This window comes from Paenibacillus sp. OAS669, assembly GCF_014873645.1.
GTDB lineage: Bacteria > Bacillota > Bacilli > Paenibacillales > NBRC-103111 > Paenibacillus_S > Paenibacillus_S vulneris.
This window is the reverse complement of the sequence record NZ_JADBDR010000020.1, coordinates 1-19,531: the sequence shown is the minus strand read 5'-3', so window position 1 is coordinate 19,531 and position 19,531 is coordinate 1. Positions and strand designations below refer to the sequence as shown.

Annotated in this window: 10 protein-coding genes; 8 read left to right on the top strand and 2 right to left on the bottom strand. The window is 52.7% G+C overall.

The annotated features are described in order from the left end of the window. Positions 1-148: 148 nt before the first annotated feature. Positions 149-1,465, bottom strand: coding sequence for a transcriptional regulator (locus tag GGC63_RS30635; RefSeq protein WP_192705527.1), 1,317 nt, complete (start codon positions 1,463-1,465; stop codon positions 149-151). Between the two features lie 322 nt (positions 1,466-1,787). Between GGC63_RS30635 and GGC63_RS30630 the strand changes: the two genes are divergently transcribed. From GGC63_RS30630 to rpoN, 3 genes are all read left to right on the top strand, one after another. Continuing rightward, complete coding sequence (locus GGC63_RS30630; protein ID WP_192705526.1) at positions 1,788-3,059, top strand: MFS transporter; 1,272 nt, start codon at positions 1,788-1,790, stop codon at positions 3,057-3,059. A gap of 72 nt (positions 3,060-3,131) precedes the next feature. Further along, the gene (locus GGC63_RS30625) at positions 3,132-4,538 is read left to right on the top strand and encodes a M20 family metallopeptidase (RefSeq protein ID WP_192705525.1); all 1,407 of its coding nucleotides are present in this window, start codon (positions 3,132-3,134) and stop codon (positions 4,536-4,538) included. Between the two features lie 163 nt (positions 4,539-4,701). Continuing rightward, positions 4,702-6,009 (top strand): RNA polymerase factor sigma-54, encoded by a 1,308-nt coding sequence (gene rpoN, locus GGC63_RS30620; RefSeq protein ID WP_192705524.1) that lies wholly within the window; start codon positions 4,702-4,704, stop codon positions 6,007-6,009. A 97-nt stretch (positions 6,010-6,106) separates the two neighbouring features. Here rpoN and GGC63_RS30615 read toward each other — a convergent pair whose 3' ends face one another. Beyond that, positions 6,107-7,420 (bottom strand): extracellular solute-binding protein, encoded by a 1,314-nt coding sequence (locus tag GGC63_RS30615; RefSeq protein WP_192705523.1) that lies wholly within the window; start codon positions 7,418-7,420, stop codon positions 6,107-6,109. A 276-nt stretch (positions 7,421-7,696) separates the two neighbouring features. Between GGC63_RS30615 and GGC63_RS30610 the strand changes: the two genes are divergently transcribed. The 5 genes from GGC63_RS30610 to cydD all read left to right on the top strand — a co-directional run bounded on the left by GGC63_RS30610 (position 7,697) and on the right by cydD (position 19,239). Continuing rightward, on the top strand, positions 7,697-8,713 hold the full coding sequence (locus GGC63_RS30610; RefSeq protein WP_192705522.1) for a LacI family DNA-binding transcriptional regulator: 1,017 nt from the start codon (positions 7,697-7,699) through the stop codon (positions 8,711-8,713). Between the two features lie 287 nt (positions 8,714-9,000). Next, entirely contained in the window at positions 9,001-12,801 is a 3,801-nt protein-coding gene (locus GGC63_RS30605) for an Ig-like domain-containing protein (protein ID WP_192705521.1), read from the top strand. Positions 12,802-13,121: 320 nt separating this feature from the next. Next, a complete protein-coding gene (locus GGC63_RS30600) occupies positions 13,122-14,525 on the top strand; it encodes a cytochrome ubiquinol oxidase subunit I (protein WP_192705520.1) in 1,404 nt (467 codons plus the stop codon). Between the two features lie 39 nt (positions 14,526-14,564). Beyond that, positions 14,565-15,575: a cytochrome d ubiquinol oxidase subunit II gene (gene cydB / locus GGC63_RS30595; protein WP_192705519.1), complete on the top strand. Its 1,011-nt coding sequence runs from the start codon at positions 14,565-14,567 to the stop codon at positions 15,573-15,575. Between the two features lies 1 nt (position 15,576). Beyond that, complete coding sequence (gene cydD, locus GGC63_RS30590) at positions 15,577-19,239, top strand: thiol reductant ABC exporter subunit CydD (RefSeq protein WP_192705518.1); 3,663 nt, start codon at positions 15,577-15,579, stop codon at positions 19,237-19,239. Positions 19,240-19,531: the final 292 nt, after the last annotated feature.

The following is a 19,531-nucleotide window of genomic DNA, read 5'->3' as shown; positions in this document are numbered from 1 at the left end:
CCCAAAAAGAAGCTGATTCAGTTCCTTTAAAGGGGCCCTGAGATTTACAGCCCTATGATGTTGAAAAAGACCGTTCGGTGATGTCACCGCGCGGTCTTTTTGCGTAAGGTCTGTGGTACCGTGCTTGACCCGGAAGGGGATCCTTCCATCAGCCTGCAGGAAAAGAGATTTTGTATATTTTTTTCGGGCGGCCGCGCAGCTTCTCCTGCTTCTTGTATGCAATATGAGCGATGCCCTTCTCCTCCAGCTGATTCAGTATCCGGTTGGCGCTGCGAATAGTGATGCCCAGATGATAAGCGATTTCCTCCGACGTCAGCTCATTGCTCTCCGTCTTCGTAATAACCCCCATAATCTTTTGAATCTGCAGCGTTGAAATGTCGAGCATCTCGCTTAGCCGCTGAATTTGCGGACTCACCTCGTTCAAGTAGGTCAGATTCGTCTCTTCACCCAACGGCCCGATGACCTGCCCGTTCATTTGAATGACGAATGTGCCGCGCACCGGGCTAGACGCCGACTGCTGGTTGGCAAGCTGTGCGTTCATGCGGGCCTTGTACATCGTATCGCCTGTGCCCCAGCCCAAATTTACCTCGAAGGGAACATGCTGGCTTAAGAACGCCGTCAGCTTGCAGCGGGTATAGCTGTCTGTGATGACCTTCAAATCCTTGGCCGAGCTGATCATCTCGAAGCTGACATTCGTTTTTTGAATGATCAAGGGGATCTTCTCCACCATCGTAAACTCAAGCAAGCTTTTGTGCAGGAGCATGGTTTTGAGCTCCAGATCGTTCGTCGCGGAAGGCAGCTCATTCAGCTTATGAATGGACAAGCAGCCGATGGCAATCTGATTATCCGCAAGCTTGATCATCTCGATCTCCGTAATAATATGCTCGAACTGCTGAACGATCGATTTGTGGGACGGAACCAAATAAATATGCGGAACGCCGTGCTGCTCGAGCTTGGGCACAATATTGCCGACGCGGGTAATCGAGAAATCGATTTTGTTATCCTTCCAGAGCCCAATATGATAGTCCGAAAGCTCCTGATAGATTTGATCCGTGATAACGGTATAAGGAAACGTTTGCGGAAAATGATCGGGGTCCAATATCGGCTTCAGTCCCATGTAGTCGTTATGACTCATTATAAAATCAATACAGACGCGGGAGAAATCAATATCCTTGCGCTCCACGCTAAGCTGAAACAGACATTTATAGAAATCTTCCTCGCTAATTCTGTATATATAGGTCGGCACGGCAAAGGAGCCTTGAAATCGTTCTTCCAAGTAAAGATATCCCAATTCGGTGATAATAATGCCGTCCACATGAGCGTAATGCCGGTTGTAATGCTCGCAGGTGTCGCTCAATTGCGAATAAGTCAATATCGTCAATTCACATCGTTCTTGTAACGATTGTTGCACTGCTTGCATTCGCGGCAAAAACTGGTGTGCAATGATGACTGCTAATCGAATCAAATGGGCGAGCCCCCCTTACTTTATGAAATAGTATGATCGTTGCGGCAGATTCGCAGCTTTATCGAATGTTCGACACCGTCATTTCACTTTACTCCTCATTATAGCGAAAAACCTCCCATATGGAAAACGCTGCACTCCATCCAAAATGTTGTGTAATAAAAGGTTACATCCTTATTGCATTATTGAAAAATGTAGTTTATATTTATTTTAAGAAATGTCCAAAAGATGACCAAAAATAAAAATCGGCCATGAAAGGCTTGAGGGAGGATGACTTGCGTAACTGCTTCACACTTCAAAGAAAACGCTATCAAGGAGGCGCGCCATGGAAAACCATTCGTCTGTCGGCAACCATAAGTATGTAATTCTCGGACTTTTATGCTTTACGTGGATCATCAATTATTTTGACAAAATAGCCATTAATGTGGCTGCGATTCCTATTTCCAAGCAGTTTGGGCTGAATGAAGCCCAGGTCGGCCTGATCCTCAGCAGCTTTTTTCTAAGCTATGCGATGATTCAGCCTATCGGAGGATGGTTGTCCGATAAGTTCGGGTCGAGGAAGGTCATTCTTGCCTCAGCACTGTTGTGGTCGCTGTTCACTATTATGACAGGCTGGGCCTGGTCGTTCACGGCGCTGCTCGTCATCCGGTTTTTATTCGGTATAGGGGAAGGGAGCTATCCCTCGGCGAGTACGGTTGCGGTAGCAGAGTCTTTCCCGTATAAACAGCGGGCGAGAGCCAAATCGGTATTGACCTCCGCAACGACGATCGGCGGTATGCTCGGCTCGCTTGTATCCGCTTTTCTGATCACGAAGCTGGGCTGGGGAAATATGTTTCTGGTGCTCGGGGTTGTAGGACTCCTGACATGCGTGATCTTGTTCTTCTTCTTGAAGCCGCCGGTTCAGGAAAAACCATTGTCCGCATCGACGGCTAAAGTGAAAGTGCCTTTCAACAAGCTGTTGGCTAAGCCTTTGATCTGGCAATTGATGCTGATGTATTTCGGCTCCAGTATCGTCACTTGGGGAATGAATTCATGGATGCCTACTTACCTCGTGAAGGTTCGCAATCTCAGCATGGTTTCCATGGGCGCTCTGTCGTCGATCCCTGCCATTGTGGCATTTGTAGGTGTACTGCTGCTCGGATGGCTGCTGGATAAGAAGTTTTTGGCCGGCCGTGAAAAGTATGTGATTATGCTGGGCGCTGTGATCTCCTGTCTATGCATTTACTTGATGTTCCAAGCGCCGTCGGTCGCATTCGTCGTGTTCTATCAAAGCTTGGCCGCATTCGGTACTCTGTGCGTCATTACCCCGACCTTAACGATGCCGTTGAAGTATTTATCCAAAGAAATCGTAGGCTCCGCCACCGGTATCGTATATTTTGGCGGTCAGGTTGCCGGTATTATTGCGCCTTCTCTCATGGGGTACATGATCCAGGTCAATCACGGCTCCTTCACAGCGGCGTTCTGGGTGATGATTGTCGCCATGGTCGTTCCGCTGATCGTAGGGCTGACGCTGCGGACATCGGGCCTGCCAACGGATTCGAATGACCGCAAGGACGCGATCGCCAAAGAAGAAGGAGCGCCGGAGCTCGTAGGGTAATCCTCGGCCTGTAAAGGTCAGACGCAAGGAAGCAGAAAGAAACAGCCTAGACAAACGGCAGGAGGGATAAGAATGAGAGGAAATCAAAGACTAGCTGAAATAATCGAAAAGAAACGTGACTTTTTCATTCAAATCAGCGATAAAATATGGGAGTTTGCGGAGACGCGCTTCGAAGAAAGGCAATCCGCGGAGCTCTTGTGCCAGGCATTGGAGAAGGAAGGCTTCACCGTAGAACGGGGAGCCGCAGGCATTGAGACGGCCTTTATAGGCAGCTTCGGAAGCGGGAAGCCGGTGGTTGCGATTTTGGGCGAGTTTGACGCCTTATCCGGCTTGAGCCAGAATAGAGGTGTCGCTTCACATGATCCTATTCAGGAAGGCGGCAACGGTCACGGATGCGGACATAATCTGCTGGGAACAGGGTCGCTGGCTGCTGCTGTAATTCTGAAGCAGTATATGGAGGAGAATCAGCTTCCAGGCACCGTGCGCTATTATGGCTGTCCGGGGGAAGAGGGCGGCTCGGGCAAAACGTTCATGGCAAGAGAAGGCGTCTTCGATGACGCCGACTTTGCGCTCTGCTGGCACCCGGCCCCTCTTAACGGCATCATGCCGGGCCAATCGCTTGCGAATTATCAGGTCTATTACAAGTTCAAAGGCCGCAGCTCCCATGCCGCAGCAAGCCCGCATCTGGGCCGAAGCGCCCTGGATGCCGTTGAGTTGATGAACGTCGGGGTCAATTACTTAAGAGAGCATATTATTCAGGAAGCCCGAATTCACTATGCGATTACGAACACGGGCGGGACGTCGCCTAATGTGGTTCAGTCTCAGGCGGAAGTGCTGTATCTCATTCGTGCGCCTAAGACACCTCAAGTGGAGGAAATCTACCAGAGGGTTTGCAATATTGCCCGCGGAGCGGCCTTGATGACCGGGACGGAGGTCGAAATCGTCTTTGACAAAGCCTGCTCGAACCTGATCGGCAACTCGGTGCTGGAGGAAGCCATGCATAAGCAATTCTCGGAGCTCGGCGTACCTGTGTTCGATGAAGCCGAGAAGGAGCTCGCAAGGGCGATCCGAACCACATTGACAGAGGAAGATACCAAGATGTTCAAGCGGATTAAGGGGCTGGACAATAAGGAGCTGGCGGATTTTCTGTTGCCTTACACCAAGACGGGTGTATCCTTTGGTACCGGCTCCACCGACGTCGGCGATGTCAGCTGGATTGTGCCGACGGCACAATGCGTGACCGCTTGTATGGCGATCGGAACACCGTTCCACACTTGGCAGCTGGTGGCTCAGGGAGGCACCTCCATAGGGCATAAAGGGATGCTTCATGCCGGGAAAGTGATGGCCGCTACCGCGCTCGAAGTGATGCAGAATCCGGAGCTGCTTGAGGCGGCCAAAGCGGAGCTGAACCGGCACCTCGAAGACGAGCCTTATGTATGCCCGATTCCGGCTGATGTGAAGCCGTCGGCTATCAAATAAATTACAGCACTTATACTCTTATAGATTGCCCAGGTAACGAACACCATGCGAAGGAAGAGGCTGACGCATGGTGTTTCTTTTTATCCCGATTCCGACTCTACGCCGATCGTACGATATGATATGATGGTACCAACAGGGCATGTAATAAGCAGGAGGTGCAGAGATGCAAGCGGGACTGAACCAGGTTCAGGAGCAGGCGATGAGATTGCTAATCACACCGGATATGAAGCAATCCCTCCATATGCTGCAATGCTCATCGGCAGAATTGGCAGAGCATATGAGCCGTGAGTTCCTCTCTAATCCTTTTTTAGTACCAGCCGATACTGGCTGGCTTCCGTCAACAGGACCATCAGGCTCCAGATTCCGTACCTCTGCTTACGATCCGATAGACCGGATTCCTGATTCTTCACAGCAAACCTTGGAGAGCTTCCTCCTGGAGCAGCTTGCTTTTCTTCCTCATATACCACGACCAACTCTCCATGCAGCCAAATTTATTATCGGCGATCTCGATTCCAAAGGCTACTTGGATATGAGAACAGACCATATCGCGCAGATCCTTCATATGGATTCAGGTCAGATCGAACACGCCTTGGAGCTGGTTCAATCCTTGGATCCACCCGGAATTGCGGCGAGAAGCCTGCAGGAATGCCTGATGCTCCAGCTGGAGCGGCAAAGTCATAAGGATTCGCTGGCATATCAAATTGTAAACGGTTACTTGACCCATCTGGCTGAAAAACAATTCGATAAGCTGGCACAGCTTCTGAGGGCCGAGCCCGATCAGATTCAGCAGGCAGCAGCCGCGATCCGGGCGTTGAATCCAAGACCGGGGGCAGCTTTCACCCCTATACAGCGGGAAGTGATTGTTCCCGATGTCATCGTCAGAAGGGAACATAATGAATATATCGTTGAAGTTAATGAATCGCTCTATCCGAAGCTGTCGGTACATCCCGGCTGCCGTGCTATCAGACGTAAGGACCGGGAGGCGGACAATGATATGCAAAAACAGCTGCATGAAGCCAGAAGGTTTATCGGATTCATAGAGCAAAGAAACGTTACGCTCTATCGCGTTATGCAGGCTATCGTTCAAAAACAGAGGCCGTTCTTTGATTATGGTCCAGCTAGTCTTAAGCCTATGACGCTTAAAGACATCGCTTATGCTCTGGGAGTCCATGAATCGACGGTAAGCCGCGCAGCAGCGAGCAAATATGTTCAAACTCCGCGGGGGATGTATGAGATGAAATCCTTTTTCACCTCGTCGGTGGGAGGGATAGACGGTGAGGCTGTTTCATCGGAGGCTGTGAAGCAGAGGATCAAGCAGGTGATTCAAAGCGAGGACAAGCGGAAGCCGCTATCCGATCTCCGCATTGCGGAGCTAATGGAGCAGGAGGGGGTATGTGTATCCCGGCGTACAGTGACCAAGTACAGAGAGTCCTTAGGGATACCGGCTTCCTATCTGCGGAAGCGATTATAGCGTTGACGCTCATCAAGAATCTTAGAAGCGGCCGCGACCTTCAGGTGATCCTGCTGTCGGCAGCCGCTTTTACATAGGTTAAAGCCAAGGCTTCCCTTTACTTCTTCTCGGCAAATTTCTGATTGATTTTCTCGTCTGCCTGCCGTAAAGCAGTGTTGACGTCGATATTGTTCAGGAGCATGTCCGTGAAGGCATCATTCACAATGTTAATGGCATCCTGACGAATGGCATTATTCAGGCCGGAAGCTCTGGCGGGTTCTATGGGGGCGTACGTGTTATAGTAAGCCGCCTCCAGATTTTTTCCCTTGAGCTCCGGTGCATCCGTACCGAATGCTTTGCGGATTTCCGGCTTGTTGACAGGAGTGAGCAAGCCTTTCTTGGAATTATCCATCATTCGCTCATCGTTCATCAAATACATAATTACTTCGAACGCGTCTTCTTTATGCTTGCTGGTCGGCGTGATCCCCCAGAAGGTCGGGCTGCTCTGCTGACCGACCTTTGGCTTGTCTTTGAAGGTGGGCACCGAGACGACATCCCAGTTCAAGTTCGGAGGGAAGTTCACCTGCCGTCCATAGCCGCTAATGAGCATTGCGACATTCAATTGCTTTTCGAATTGCTCAACCTCCGGTGTAATGGATCGGGTGTTCGTCGGCCTGTTGTTGCCGGGAATTTTATAAATTTTGTCCAGAGTGAGCAGCAGCTGCTTCCATTGATCATTATTCACGTTAGCCTTATCCTCGGACGGGCTCAATGGGGAAATGGACAGCTGATTTTCTCGAAGGATCGTGCTATAGAAGGTGCTCATTCCACGGTAGGCCGTTCCGTCCACCGTTCTGGTCATCGTGCGGGCTAATTCATAAGCTTCGTCCCAGGTCATTCCATCCTTCGGATAGGGGACCCCGAATTTATCGAAAATGTCCTTATTGTAGTACAAGACGGATTGGCTGATTTCTTTGGGGATGCCATAAATGCCTTTTCCGCCGGTGTAGTACTTCAACGTTTCCAAGGCCTGCGGATAGTAGCGGTTCATATCGTAGTTGTATTTTTTGATAAGATCGGTCAAATCATAGTCGAGCCCAAGCTGCTGGATCGTGTTGACGAAGGAGGAGTGAACAAACCACGTAATATCGGGAGCCGTACCGGCGGAGACCAGATCGTTCAGGTTGGTTCCGTTGCCTCTCTCAATATATTTGGGGGTGATATACGGAAACTTCTGACGTATCGGATCACCGATTTCCTTGTTGAACGTTTCCTGACTCATTCCCAGATGGGTGGCAAAAACAAGCTCAATAGGTTCTTTCTTCGTATCTCCCGGCGACTTGGGAGAAGTCTCGGTGGTGGTGCTGGTGCAAGCGGTTAGTGCTATGATGGCAGCCAAAGAAACAAGTGGAGCAATGCGGGCTTTGCGCATAACTTAACCTCACTTTCGTATGATGGGGATGGAATGAATGAACAAATGACAGCGTTTTCACAAAAAGGCCCTTCGTTTACCGTGTATGCTTTCAAGACTTAGATATGATTTATTTTATGTTTCCGGAAACTTTCCAATCCAGATTATACCACTTGGCAGCCTTTTGTAAATCATTTTTTGCAAAATTTCCTGTTGTTGACAACAAAACCCCCATTCGCTACGATGGGGTAAATATCAGAAACGCCGCAGATCGTTTCCTAAGGGGATTTTACAAGCATGGCTAACTTACAAGACATTGCAACCAAAGCAGGGGTGTCCAAGGTTACGGTTTCGAAGGTCATTAACAATTACGAGTCCGTAGCGCCGGCGACACGGGAGAAAGTGCATAAAGCGCTGAGGGAGTTGAACCTGCAAGCCAGTGATTTGAAGCGTTCCAAGGACAGCTCCATGATGATCGGGATGCTGATGCCGCTAGGCGATATGACCGGGAACCGGTTCAGCATGGGGATTTTGGCAGGAGCGGAAGAGAAGGCGCTGGAGAAGGACTATTTTATAGTCATAGGCAATACGGTCAGCATGGAGAGGGAGGCGAAGGTTGTTGCCAAAATGCTTCAGCGGGATGTGGACGGCCTTATCCTGTTAAGCGTCAATGCAGAGCTCGACGGCAAGCATCTGGATGATCTGATACAGAATAAGGTACCTGTGGTGCTGGTGGATCAGAGGTTAAAGGATTTTCCGGCGCACGTCGTTCGTGGGGATAATTTTGCCGCTGCGATCAAGCTTATCGATCATCTTGTGGAGCTCGGTCATCAGCGGATTGCCTGCATCACTTTGAATCCGGCCCGATCAACGCATGCGGACAGGGTGAAAGGATACCGAACAGGGCTGATAAATGCCGGGCTGAAGGAGTCCAAGGAGTATTATAAAATTGTCGGCAACGGCGTTACTTCCTACGAGGCAACAAGGAGCCTGCTGGTGCAGGAGAATAGGCCGACCGCCTTGTTTGTAGCCCAGCCGTCTATGCTGATGAATGTGCTTAGAGCCGTTCAGGAGTATGGGCTGCGCGTTCCCGAGGATATCAGTATCGTCGGATTTGATGACCAATACGCGGTTTTGCCGGAGGAGTACCGGAGCTTCTTCACCTCCATTAATCAATCCGCACGGCTGATTGGGAGCATCGCTATAGAGATATTGTGCCAGCAGATGAACGATGCTTCGTTGGAATATCAGGAAATTATTTTGCCTGGGGCGCTGACGATCCGGAAATCGACGGCACCGGCTCCTGCGATCTAAACCAATGAAACCGCGCTAGCGCGGTTTTTTGTTTTGCAGAAAGGGGACAGAAACTTTCCGGAAATGATTCATTGCGAGGAAATTTATGGTATAGTAAAAATGGAAAGGAGGGGCTTTGATAAGAATCTATTTTTACTGTTTTGGTACCGCTTACATTAAGGCCTGAACATGACAACAAGAAGCGCAGCAGCACTCGCTTTTATCGGCGATCGGGAAAGAAGGAGAGCTCCTTCCTTCCATTAGTCGAGGAGAACCCCATTAGTCTATTCAGGAAAGGTGATGATTTCGTGCCTGTCCGTAAGCCGTTTCTTATCGGTCTCATTATCGTGCTAGTCTTTACACTCCTTCTTCCAACCCACGGGCTTGTTTCGCGTGCGGCGGCTAGTGAAGTGAATTACGCATTAAACAAGCCTGTGCCAAGCAAAAGCTCGGATACGTCTGCAGGCAGGGCGACCGCTGCCGTTGACGGGAATGCAAGCACCTATTGGCAGCCGCTATCCAGCGACCGCGGGGATGATCTTAATGTATGGATGACCGTGGACCTGACCGTACCGCAGACGGTTCAGAGAACAGTGTTGGATTTTACAGGGACGCAAGGAATTGTAAGCGGTTACTCCATCTTGTACTCCAATAACAACAGCAGCTGGACGCAGGCTTATGCCCGGGACAGGTCAACAGGGGCGATTCAATCCAAAGAGACGGCGATTTTTGCCCCGGTATCCGCCCGATATGTCAAAGTATCGGTCAATTTGACACAGAATTCATTGTTTAAGCTTGCCGAATTTGAAGTGTATGGGGAAGGCGGCACCGGCTCGCAGCCCGCATTGAACAGAATCTATATTTCCGATGCGGCAGGCCGGGAGTATGCGGAAGATACGACTTTGAAGCTTAATGTCAATGAAACGACTTCATTACAGCTTCACGGCGTTCTCGTTACTGGAGAAGAGGCGGATTTGTCCGAACCGGACTTCCTTGCTTCCCTGCAGGCTTCCAAACCGGATGTTGCTGCGTTGGATTCGTCCGGCAAGGTAACGGCCTTGAAGTCCGGGGTAAGCAAGGTAACGGGAACCATTGTACAAGGACCTATCACATTGACCACCACCATCTGGATTGATGTTGCGGACCCGGTCCAGCTCATCGCCGATCTGCAGATAACCCACCCGAGCATGACGATTCAGACAGGGCAGCCTGCGCTCGTGAAGCCCGGCGATCCGTACCCGTCCCTTCAGGTTACGCCATTCGTAGAGGGCATCCTGAACGGCGAGCTGATAGACAGCTCGCAAAATAAGCTTTATCAGCTGCCGGAAACCCGGCTCGTTCCAGGCGAGGCACTGGAGCTTCCGGTTCCGGGAGCGGTCGCTTCTACCGGAGAGCATCAGCTGCGGCTGTCAGTAACTCCAACGGGCAAGACGACAGCGTATGATACGTTCTATTTCTTCTCGGCGGATGCGAGCACCATACCGGCGGGCCAAAGTCAGCTGGCTTTTATCGGGAAAGACGGCAAATTAGTCTACGTGCCGGATTACAAAGGGAACAAGCTGCTCGATTACTCCAATGCGGGTTATATGGGCGGCGGAGTCCAGCTGCCTGACGTGCCTGTAAGAGTGACTCTAACCCCGCAAGCGGAAGGGGACGATACGGCACGGATTCAAGCGGCTATTGACGAGGTATCCATGCTGGCTCCTTCACCGGAAGGCTTCCGCGGAGCGGTGCTTCTCTCCAAGGGTACATATCGGGTAGGCAGCAAGCTGTATATCCGTGCGGGAGGCGTAGTTCTGCGCGGTGAGGGCCAGGGTACGGATGGAACGATCCTCTATGCTACGGGCACGGAACAGCGCGATATCCTGGAAATTGGCGGCACAAGCGGTCCGGCTATCAGCTCGACGATAAAGACGGGCATCACCGATTTATATGTTCCGGTAGGAGCACGAAGCTTCCGCGTCGCTGATCCTGGTCTGTTCAAGGCCGGAGACACGGTGATGGTGCGCAGGAAAGGAAATGACCGGTGGATTCATGAGCTCTTGATGGATCAAATAACAGACCGGCCCGGGACTACCGGAAGTACGCAGCAATGGGGTCCCTTTGATCTTAACTTCGACAGAGTCATTACCCAAGTGGACGGCAATGTCATAACGGTAGATGCGCCGCTCGCCAATTCCATCGAGCTTAGGTGGGGAGGCGGGGAGCTATTGGCCTATAACGATTCGGCCCGGATACAGCAGGTCGGCGTCGAAAATATGCGTGTCGATGTCAACTTCGATCCGTCCGTCATCAAGTCGAATGGAGGCGTCAATTATTATGCGGATGATAACCATCCGGAAACGTTCATTGCGTTCAAGAGCGTCAAAAATGCATGGGTTCGCGACATCACGGCGCTGCATCTGGGATATGCCATGGTCTACACCGGGCGAGATACCAAGTGGACGACGACCCAGGACAGCACGGTTCTGGAAATGGCAAGCACATTGGATGGAGGGCGTCGTTATCCGCTGCTGTATGAAGGCCAGCTAGGGCTGACTCAAAGGGTTAATGTCGATACCGCACGCCACTCCTATATCGTAGGCAGCCGCGTACCCGGTCCTAACGTGTTCCTGGACGGCACTGCAACAACGCAATTCGCAACGAGCGAGCCGCACCATCGCTGGTCGGTAGGGGGCTTGTTCGATAACATCGATGCGAATATCGCTATTCAAGACCGCGGCTGGCTCGGAAGCGGACACGGATGGGCAGGAGCGAATTGGGTCGCGTGGAATACCAAAGGAGGACTTGCGCTCCAAAATCCGCCAACCGCGCAAAACTACGCCATCGGTTTTACCGGCAAAGTAAATAAGCCTTACCTGCCGAATAAGGACGACCTTCGGCCGCGGGAAGGCGGATATTGGGAAAGTCTCGGTACCAATGTCTATCCGCGCAGCTTGTATTTGCAGCAGCTGGAGGACCGCAGCGGCAGCGAAGCCGTCGGCAATATTCAACCAACCAGCTATGGACAACCGAAGCTTGCCGGCCTGAGCCTGAGCGACGGGGTTCTAAGCCCGTCGTTTGCCCCCGACCAGGCTCATTACGAAGCCAGTGTGACCTACAACGTCTACAAGCTTACAGTCACTTCGGAAGGCGTCGATACGGGAGCGCAGATTAAGGTGAATGGAATCGAGGTCGCGAGCGGCCAGCCGAGCCCCGATATCCAGCTGGGCTATGGCGCCAATACAGTTCAGATTACCGTATATTCTCCGAGTCTTAATACTTCCAGGATGTACACGGTCAATGTAACCCGCGAGCAGCCGCAGCTTCAGTCCGTTGCCTTAAAGCCCAAGTATATGTTTATTAGCTCGGGTGAATCTGAATCTCTAGAGCTGCAAGGGACTTATGAGGACGGCAGCACCAAACCGCTGACAGATGGAATCTCGTTCCAATCATCCAAGCCTTCTGTAGCGCAGGTAAGTGCCAACGGTGTCGTATCGGCAGTCAGCCCCGGGGTAGCGACGGTAACCGCTCAATATGCAGGGCAAAGCGCCGATGCCAAGGTGATCGTATATGGCAAGCCTGTGCAGCTGATTGGGCTTGACCTGGATTCGGAACGGTACAGCTTAAAGGCCGGTGAAACGCATCAGACCGTCGTACAGGCGGTATACTCGGACCGGAGCCAGCGGCAGGTTACCGAAGGGGTTGCTTACCGCTCCTCTAATCCTGATATAGCCAAAGTGGATAAGAACGGCCTGGTTACGGCGATCAAGGCGGGAAAAACGGATATCGTCGTAACTTACGGGGGCGAGCAGGAGAAAGCTAAAGTGACCGTACTCGGCAAGGATGACGGGAAGCCGGTGAAGGTGACACATCTCGAGCTCGATGACCGGGCTTATTCCTTGAAAGTCGGTCAAACGCACGCTACCGTCGTTTATGCTTATTATACGGATCACAGCAAAAAGAAGGTGACGGATGCCGTGACGTATCGTTCGTCGAACCCGGCTGTCGTACAGGTGGATGCGAATGGAGGGGTAAAGGCACTAAAGTCGGGTAAAGCCGATATCATCGTCGAGTATGGCGGAAAACAGGTCAAAGCCAAAATTACGGTAACCGCCGGAGGGCATTGACTAGGTAAATTAGGTCTTGATGGTTGTTAGAGAGTCGATAGGCGGGTTATCTCCTTGCTTACGAAGATGGTTTCCATTGGGAAATGCATAACCTTTCGGAAGCTAATAAAGGGGGTATCCCGCTGTGCCACCGAAGCAGCTTACGCTCCTAAACAAAAGAAGAATGGCGAGTCCGCCATTCTTCTTTTGTTTATTTGGCGTTAGCTTGGGAGCCATTAACAAAAAATGTTCAAATTCTCACCCTTCCCTTGTGATTTTTATCACATGTAGGCTGCCTGCTTCGATCTATACTAGCAACGTACAGAAGGGAGGAATTGATTTTGGATACGTTGGATTTAAGCAGATGGCAGTTCGGAATTACGACGGTGTATCACTTCTTGCTCGTGCCGTTATCAATCGGGCTTGCTTACCTGATTGCGGTGATGCAGACGATGTACGTGGTGAAGAAGGATGATTCGTACAAAATCATGGCCAAATTTTGGGGGAAATTGTTTTTGCTGAATTTTGCCGTAGGGGTCGTTACGGGGATTATGCAGGAATTCCAGTTCGGTATGAACTGGTCGGATTATTCAAGATTTGTCGGGGCTGTTTTTGGAGGGCCGCTCGCGATTGAAGCGCTGGTATCCTTTTTCCTGGAATCGACGTTTCTCGGCATATGGATTTTCGGTTGGGAGCGCCTGCCAAAAAAGGTGCATCTGGCCTCGATTTGGCTGGTAGCCATCGGAACGACTTTATCGGCCCTATGGATATTAAGTGCGAACTCGTTCATGCAGGAGCCGGTCGGATACGCGATTCAGAATGGACGCGCCGAGATGACCAGTATTTTTGCCATCCTGGGGAACAAGCAGCTATGGGTAGAGTTCCCGCATGTCATTTACGGAGCGCTATCGACAGGTGCATTGTTCGTAACGGGGATCAGCGCCTATAAAATCCTGCGCAAGCAGCAGCCGGAGCTGTTCAAAGCATCGTTTACGATCGGGATTACGATCGCGCTGGCGGCAAGCTTCATGACGGCGGTAGCCGGTCACGAGCAGGCGCAGCATTTGATGAAGTCGCAGCCGATGAAAATGGCGGCGTCCGAAGCGCTGTGGAACACGACGGGCGATAGCGCCCCTTGGACGGTCTTTGCCTTGATTGATGTGGAAAAGCAGCAAAACCGCGCGCAATTGGAAATCCCTTATGCGCTAAGCATTCTTTCCTATAACAAGCTGCACGGAAGCGTGCCCGGCATGAATGAGCTTCAATCTGAGTACGAGGCGAAATACGGCCCCGGCAACTATATTCCTCCGGTCAAAACGACGTTCTGGAGCTTCCGCATCATGGTACTGGCCGGAGTCCTTATGATTTTGCTCAGCCTGTTCGGCACCTACGCCGTATGGCGCAATAAGCTGGAACAATTTCCGCGGTATTTGAAATGGATGGTGCCGGCCATCAGCTTGCCCTATATCGCCAATTCGGCGGGGTGGATTATGACGGAGGTCGGCCGGCAGCCTTGGCTTGTGTTCGGATTGCAAAAAACGGAGGCGGGCGTTTCACCTACGGTCACTCCTGCTATGGTGGCGACTTCACTCATCGGCTTTTCCGTGATCTACGGGCTTTTGGCTGCGGCATTAGTTTATCTGATCGTTGTGTTCGTGAAAAAAGGGGCCGTTGACGAGGAACACGAGGCTCATGAAGCTCATGAAGCGGAAACGAAGCATCCGGGCACAGTGACTCCTCTGTGAGAAGATCAGGCTATGAAATAGAAAGCGAGGCGAGGGAATATGCTGGAAACCTTATGGTTTATTCTTATCACGGTGCTGTTCGTCGGATTCTTCTTTCTTGAAGGCTTCGACTTCGGCGTAGGCATGCTGACTCCGTTCCTTGGCAGGACGGATACGGAGCGCCGTGTGATCATCAATACGATAGGGCCGGTCTGGGACGGTAACGAGGTATGGCTTATTACGGCGGGGGGAGCGATGTTCGCGGCATTTCCGGAATGGTATGCCACGCTGTTCAGCGGCTTTTACATGGCGCTGTTCCTTATGCTGCTGGCGCTCATTGGCCGCGGCGTGTCGTTCGAATTTCGCAGCAAGCTGCCGAATCCGAAATGGCGCAAGCTGTGGGACGGCGTGATCTTTGGGGGCAGCCTGCTGCCGCCGCTCTTGTGGGGTGTAGCGCTGGCCAACCTGATGAAGGGTGTACCGATTGACGCTAACAAAAACTATGTCGGATCGTTCTGGGATTTAATCTCCTTGTACTCGGTAACGGCGGGAATCAGTATTGTTCTGTTATTTTTGCTCCATGGGGCGCTGTATCTCTCCCTGAAAACCGAAGGGGAGCTTAGGGAGCGGGCCAGAAAAGCGGCAAACCGCTTTGGTGCATGGGCAAGCGCCATGCTGTTGTTTTTCGTCTTCCTCAGTTATTTTCAAACGGATATGTTTACCCGTGACGGGATCATTCCGGGAATGGTTCCTCTGACGGCGGGCTTTACGCTGTTGTCCGTGCATTTCTTTCTTAAAGCGGGACGTGACGGCTGGGCGTTCATTATGACCGGCTTAACGATTGTACTGTCGACGATAACGGTCTTCATGTCCTTGTTCCCGCGGGTGATGATCTCCTCGCTGAACCCGGATTGGTCGCTGACCATCTTTAATTCGGCTTCGAACGAATATACGCTGAAGGTAATGACCGTGATTGCTCTCACGACCGTACCCATTGTCATCGTTTATCAGGCGTGGACTTACTGGGTATTCCGCAAACGGGTGAGCATCAAGGATCATCTGGACTACTGATATGATGAAACGACTGCTTGGCCGCGTCCCTGGAACGTACCGTCTGCTGCTTGCCGGGATAGGATTCAGCGTTGTCGGCGGTATGCTGATGATTCTGGAATCAGCCAGTCTGGCTCGGCTTGTGCATGATGCTTTTCTGGAAGGGCTCGGTATTTCAACTCTTCTTCCTGTATTTGGCATGCTGCTTGGCTGGATCGCTCTTAGAGCGGTTGTCCAGATGATGAGCGAATATGCTTCATCGCAAATGGCGATGCGCATCAAGAGCGACCTCCGCCAGCAATTGTTAAGCAAGCTGGTCCAGCTTGGACCCGGCTATGCCAAAGGAGAACGGAGCGGGGAGCTGCTTGGAACGATCTACGAGGGCGTAGAACAATTGGAGGCTTATTTGGCCCGGTACTTGCCCCAAATGGCCTTGTCCATGCTCATTCCCGCCGCCATCTTCTGCATAGCCGCCAACCTGGACTGGATCTCGGCGATGGTGCTGGCGATAACGCTGCCCCTGCTCATCCTGTTTATGATTCTGGTAGGTCTGGCCGCCAAGTCCAAGGCGCAGCGGCAGTTCGAGCGTCTCGGTCAGCTGGGGAGCCATTTCATGGACGTGCTGTGCGGGCTTCCGACCTTGCAGATATTTGGGCGAAGCCGTGCGCAGCTGGAGATCATCTCCCAAATCAGCGAGGAATATCGAAAGACGACGATGGGAACGCTGAGGCTCGCTTTCTTGTCCTCGTTCGTGATGGAGCTGTTCGCGACGTTAAGCACCGCCATCGTAGCGGTATTCCTGGGGCTGCGGCTTATTAACGGGGAGATCGGCTTCGAGCATGCATTCCTCATTCTGCTGCTTACTCCCGAGTTCTACGCTCCGGTAAGAGCAATGGGTACACAGTTTCATGCGAGCACGAACGGGATGGCTGCGGCTGTCCGGATCATCAGCCTCCTGGAGGCGCAGGCGTCCGGAGCCGCTGAGATGGAGGAGGGCGTGGAGCTTGAGGCTCGGCCAAACGGTTACCGCATCGAATTTCGGGATGTCAGCCTAACTTATCCCGGTTATTCATCCCCGGCGTTGGACGGTATTTCATTTACGCTGGAGCCGGGGGAGCGCATCGCCGTCATTGGCCCGACGGGCTCGGGAAAGAGTTCGCTGCTTGATGTGCTGCAGGGCTTCGCTGTTCCTACAAGCGGCAGCGTGTGGATTGACGGCGTCAACCTGAAGGTGATAACAAAGGAATCATGGCGGAAGCAGCTATCGAGTGTCAATCAAAGCCCTAAGCTATACTACGGTACGCTGCGGGACAATTTGACCCTGGGCTGCGAGGGGCCGGTGGAAGATAGCCGTATTGAGGCTGCATTAACGGCCGCAGGTGTGGATTTCGTGGATCGGCTCCCCCAGGGACTAGATACGCTGCTGGGCGAAGCCGTTCCATTGTCCGGAGGACAAATTCAACGGATCGCTATTGCCAGGGCGCTGTTGAAGGATGCGCCGCTGCTGCTGCTGGACGAACCGACGTCGGGATTGGACTTGTATCATGAGTCTATGGTTCGGCAAGGCTTGGCCCGGCAGCTTCCAGGCCGGATGTCAGTGACGGCTGCCCACCGGCTGGAGACCGTGCAGCAGGCGGACCGCATCATCGTGATGAATCGCGGCCGCATTGCCGAGATGGGAACGCCCGCCGAGCTGCTGGCGGCAGGGGGAATGTATGCCAGAATGATGCTGGCGCTTGAGCGGGAGAGAGACGCCCGGAAACTGTCCGAATCGTTACCGGAAACGTGGAGTGAGGCCCCTGGCGCTGGGTTGGATCGGGGGAGCGGCGATGCTTTGGGTACGCCTGATACAGCATCTATCCGTCTTCTGGCCCAGCAGGGCTTCCTGAGGCGTGTTCTCGCTTTCTTGCGGCCGTACCGGGGCAGAATGCTGATAGCGGTGCTGCTCGGATGCTTGACCATCGCCGCGAGCATCGGCTTGATGGGCACCTCGGGCTATTTGATCGCAAGCGCCGCTTTACGCCCGGAATCGGTGCTGCTGCTGTGGGTTCCGATTGTAGGCGTCCGGTTCTTCGGTTTATCCCGCGGTGTGTTCCGTTATTTGGAGCGGCTGGTGTCACATGACCTGACCTTTCGGATTCTGCACCGCGTACGTGTTTGGCTGTACGAAAGCCTGGAGCCGATGGGCGTCAGGCTGCTGGAGCGGCGGCGCAGCGGCGAGCTGCTGCAATCGCTCATCAGCGATGTAGAGCAGCTGCAGCATATGTACCTGCGCGTTCTGGCGCCTCCGCTCATCGCCTTGGTGACCGGAGCGCTGGGCTGCTTCCTGCTAGCCGCGCATGCGTGGCAGCTGGGGGTCATATTGCTGGCTATGCTGGCGCTGTCCGGCATCGGTCTTCCGCTGCTCAGCGCTAAGCTGTGCCAAAAGCCCGGCCGGGAAATCGCCGGCCGGCAGAAGCAGATGTATGCCCAAACGAGCGACTTGCTCCTGGGCATGAAGGATCTTCTCGTATTTGGCCGCGATCAGGAGCGTCTGCACTCGATTATGATGCAGCAATCCGAGGTGAATGCGAACCAGACCCGTGTCAACCGGGCAGGTGCCGCAGTGAGCGGCACGATGCTGGGTGCAGCGCATCTGAGCATGTGGCTGGTGCTGCTGGCCTCCGTCTATTTCGTACAGACTGGCCGTTTGGAGCCGGTGCTGCTTCCGGCTATTATTCTAATGACGCTGGCATGCTACGAAGCCGTTACGCCGCTTCCTGCCGCTTTCCAGCTGTTAGGCCATACGGTCTCCTCCGCTTCGCGGCTGTTTCAGCTGGTCGATGAGAATAACGCTTTGGCGACGACTGAAGCGAGGCAGCAGCCGATGATATCGGCTCCGCCCGTTCCAGCTTCACGGCAATGGAAAGTGGAGGTTCGCAATGTATCCTATCGTTATGAAAGCGGAACGGATTACGCGGTTCGCCGCCTGAATCTAACCTTGGAACCGGGACGGCGCATTGCCGTCGTAGGGGAAAGCGGAGCGGGCAAAAGCACGCTGATCCAGCTGCTGCTCGGACTCCGGGACTGTACGGAGGGCTCCATTCGTCTGAACGGACAGGACCTGCGGGAGCTTCCGGCCGCCTTCATCCGTTCCCAGTATGCAGTCGTGTCCCAGGAGGTACAGCTGTTCAATGCAACGGTTGCCGCTAATCTCAGGCTGGGGAGTCCGGAGGCAACGGACGACGAGCTTCGTGAAGCGGCGCGGCTGGCGCTGATCGACGAGACGATCATGAGCTTGCCCCAGGGATACGATACGTTGATCGGGGAACGGGGAGGCAAGCTGTCCGGAGGCGAGCGGCAGCGGCTTGCTCTTGCCCGGGCGTTGCTGCGCCGGACCCCTGCGCTGCTGCTGGATGAGCCTGTCACCGGATTGGATATCTTGACCGAGCAGGCGTTTATGAACAACCTTGAACTGTTCTGGAAGGAAAAAGCCGTCGTCTGGATCACGCATAAGCTGTCCGGGCTCAATAAGATGGATGAAATTGTCGTCATGCATCGCGGTGCTGCCGTAGAACGCGGGACGCATGAGGAGCTGCTTCACAAAAAAGGCTACTATTACCGCCTATGGCAGCTGGAAAAGGAGAAGGAGTGTCTGCTGGCTGGCCTCCATGAGGATGCGGCGGTTGGTTTAATGATCAACTGAAGCTGTTAGGAGTTCAATAAATGGAATAGCTTCGGCTTGAAATTAGAACAAACAAGGAAAAAGGGTGCCGCTCCGGTGCCTGTTAAAATTTGTAAATATGCTTAGAGTTGGTGGGATATTTACATCTCCCCATTGAGACATAGTAGATATAAAGAAGCTTCTGAGTTTGTCTGTGATACTATCATAGACAAACTTTTTTTTGGGCGTGCCCAGCTAAGCACGCATCTTCTATCCGGTGAAAGTCCGGTCGCGGGAGGGGCCAAGCCCCCGCGTAGCTTGGATTCTTATGTAT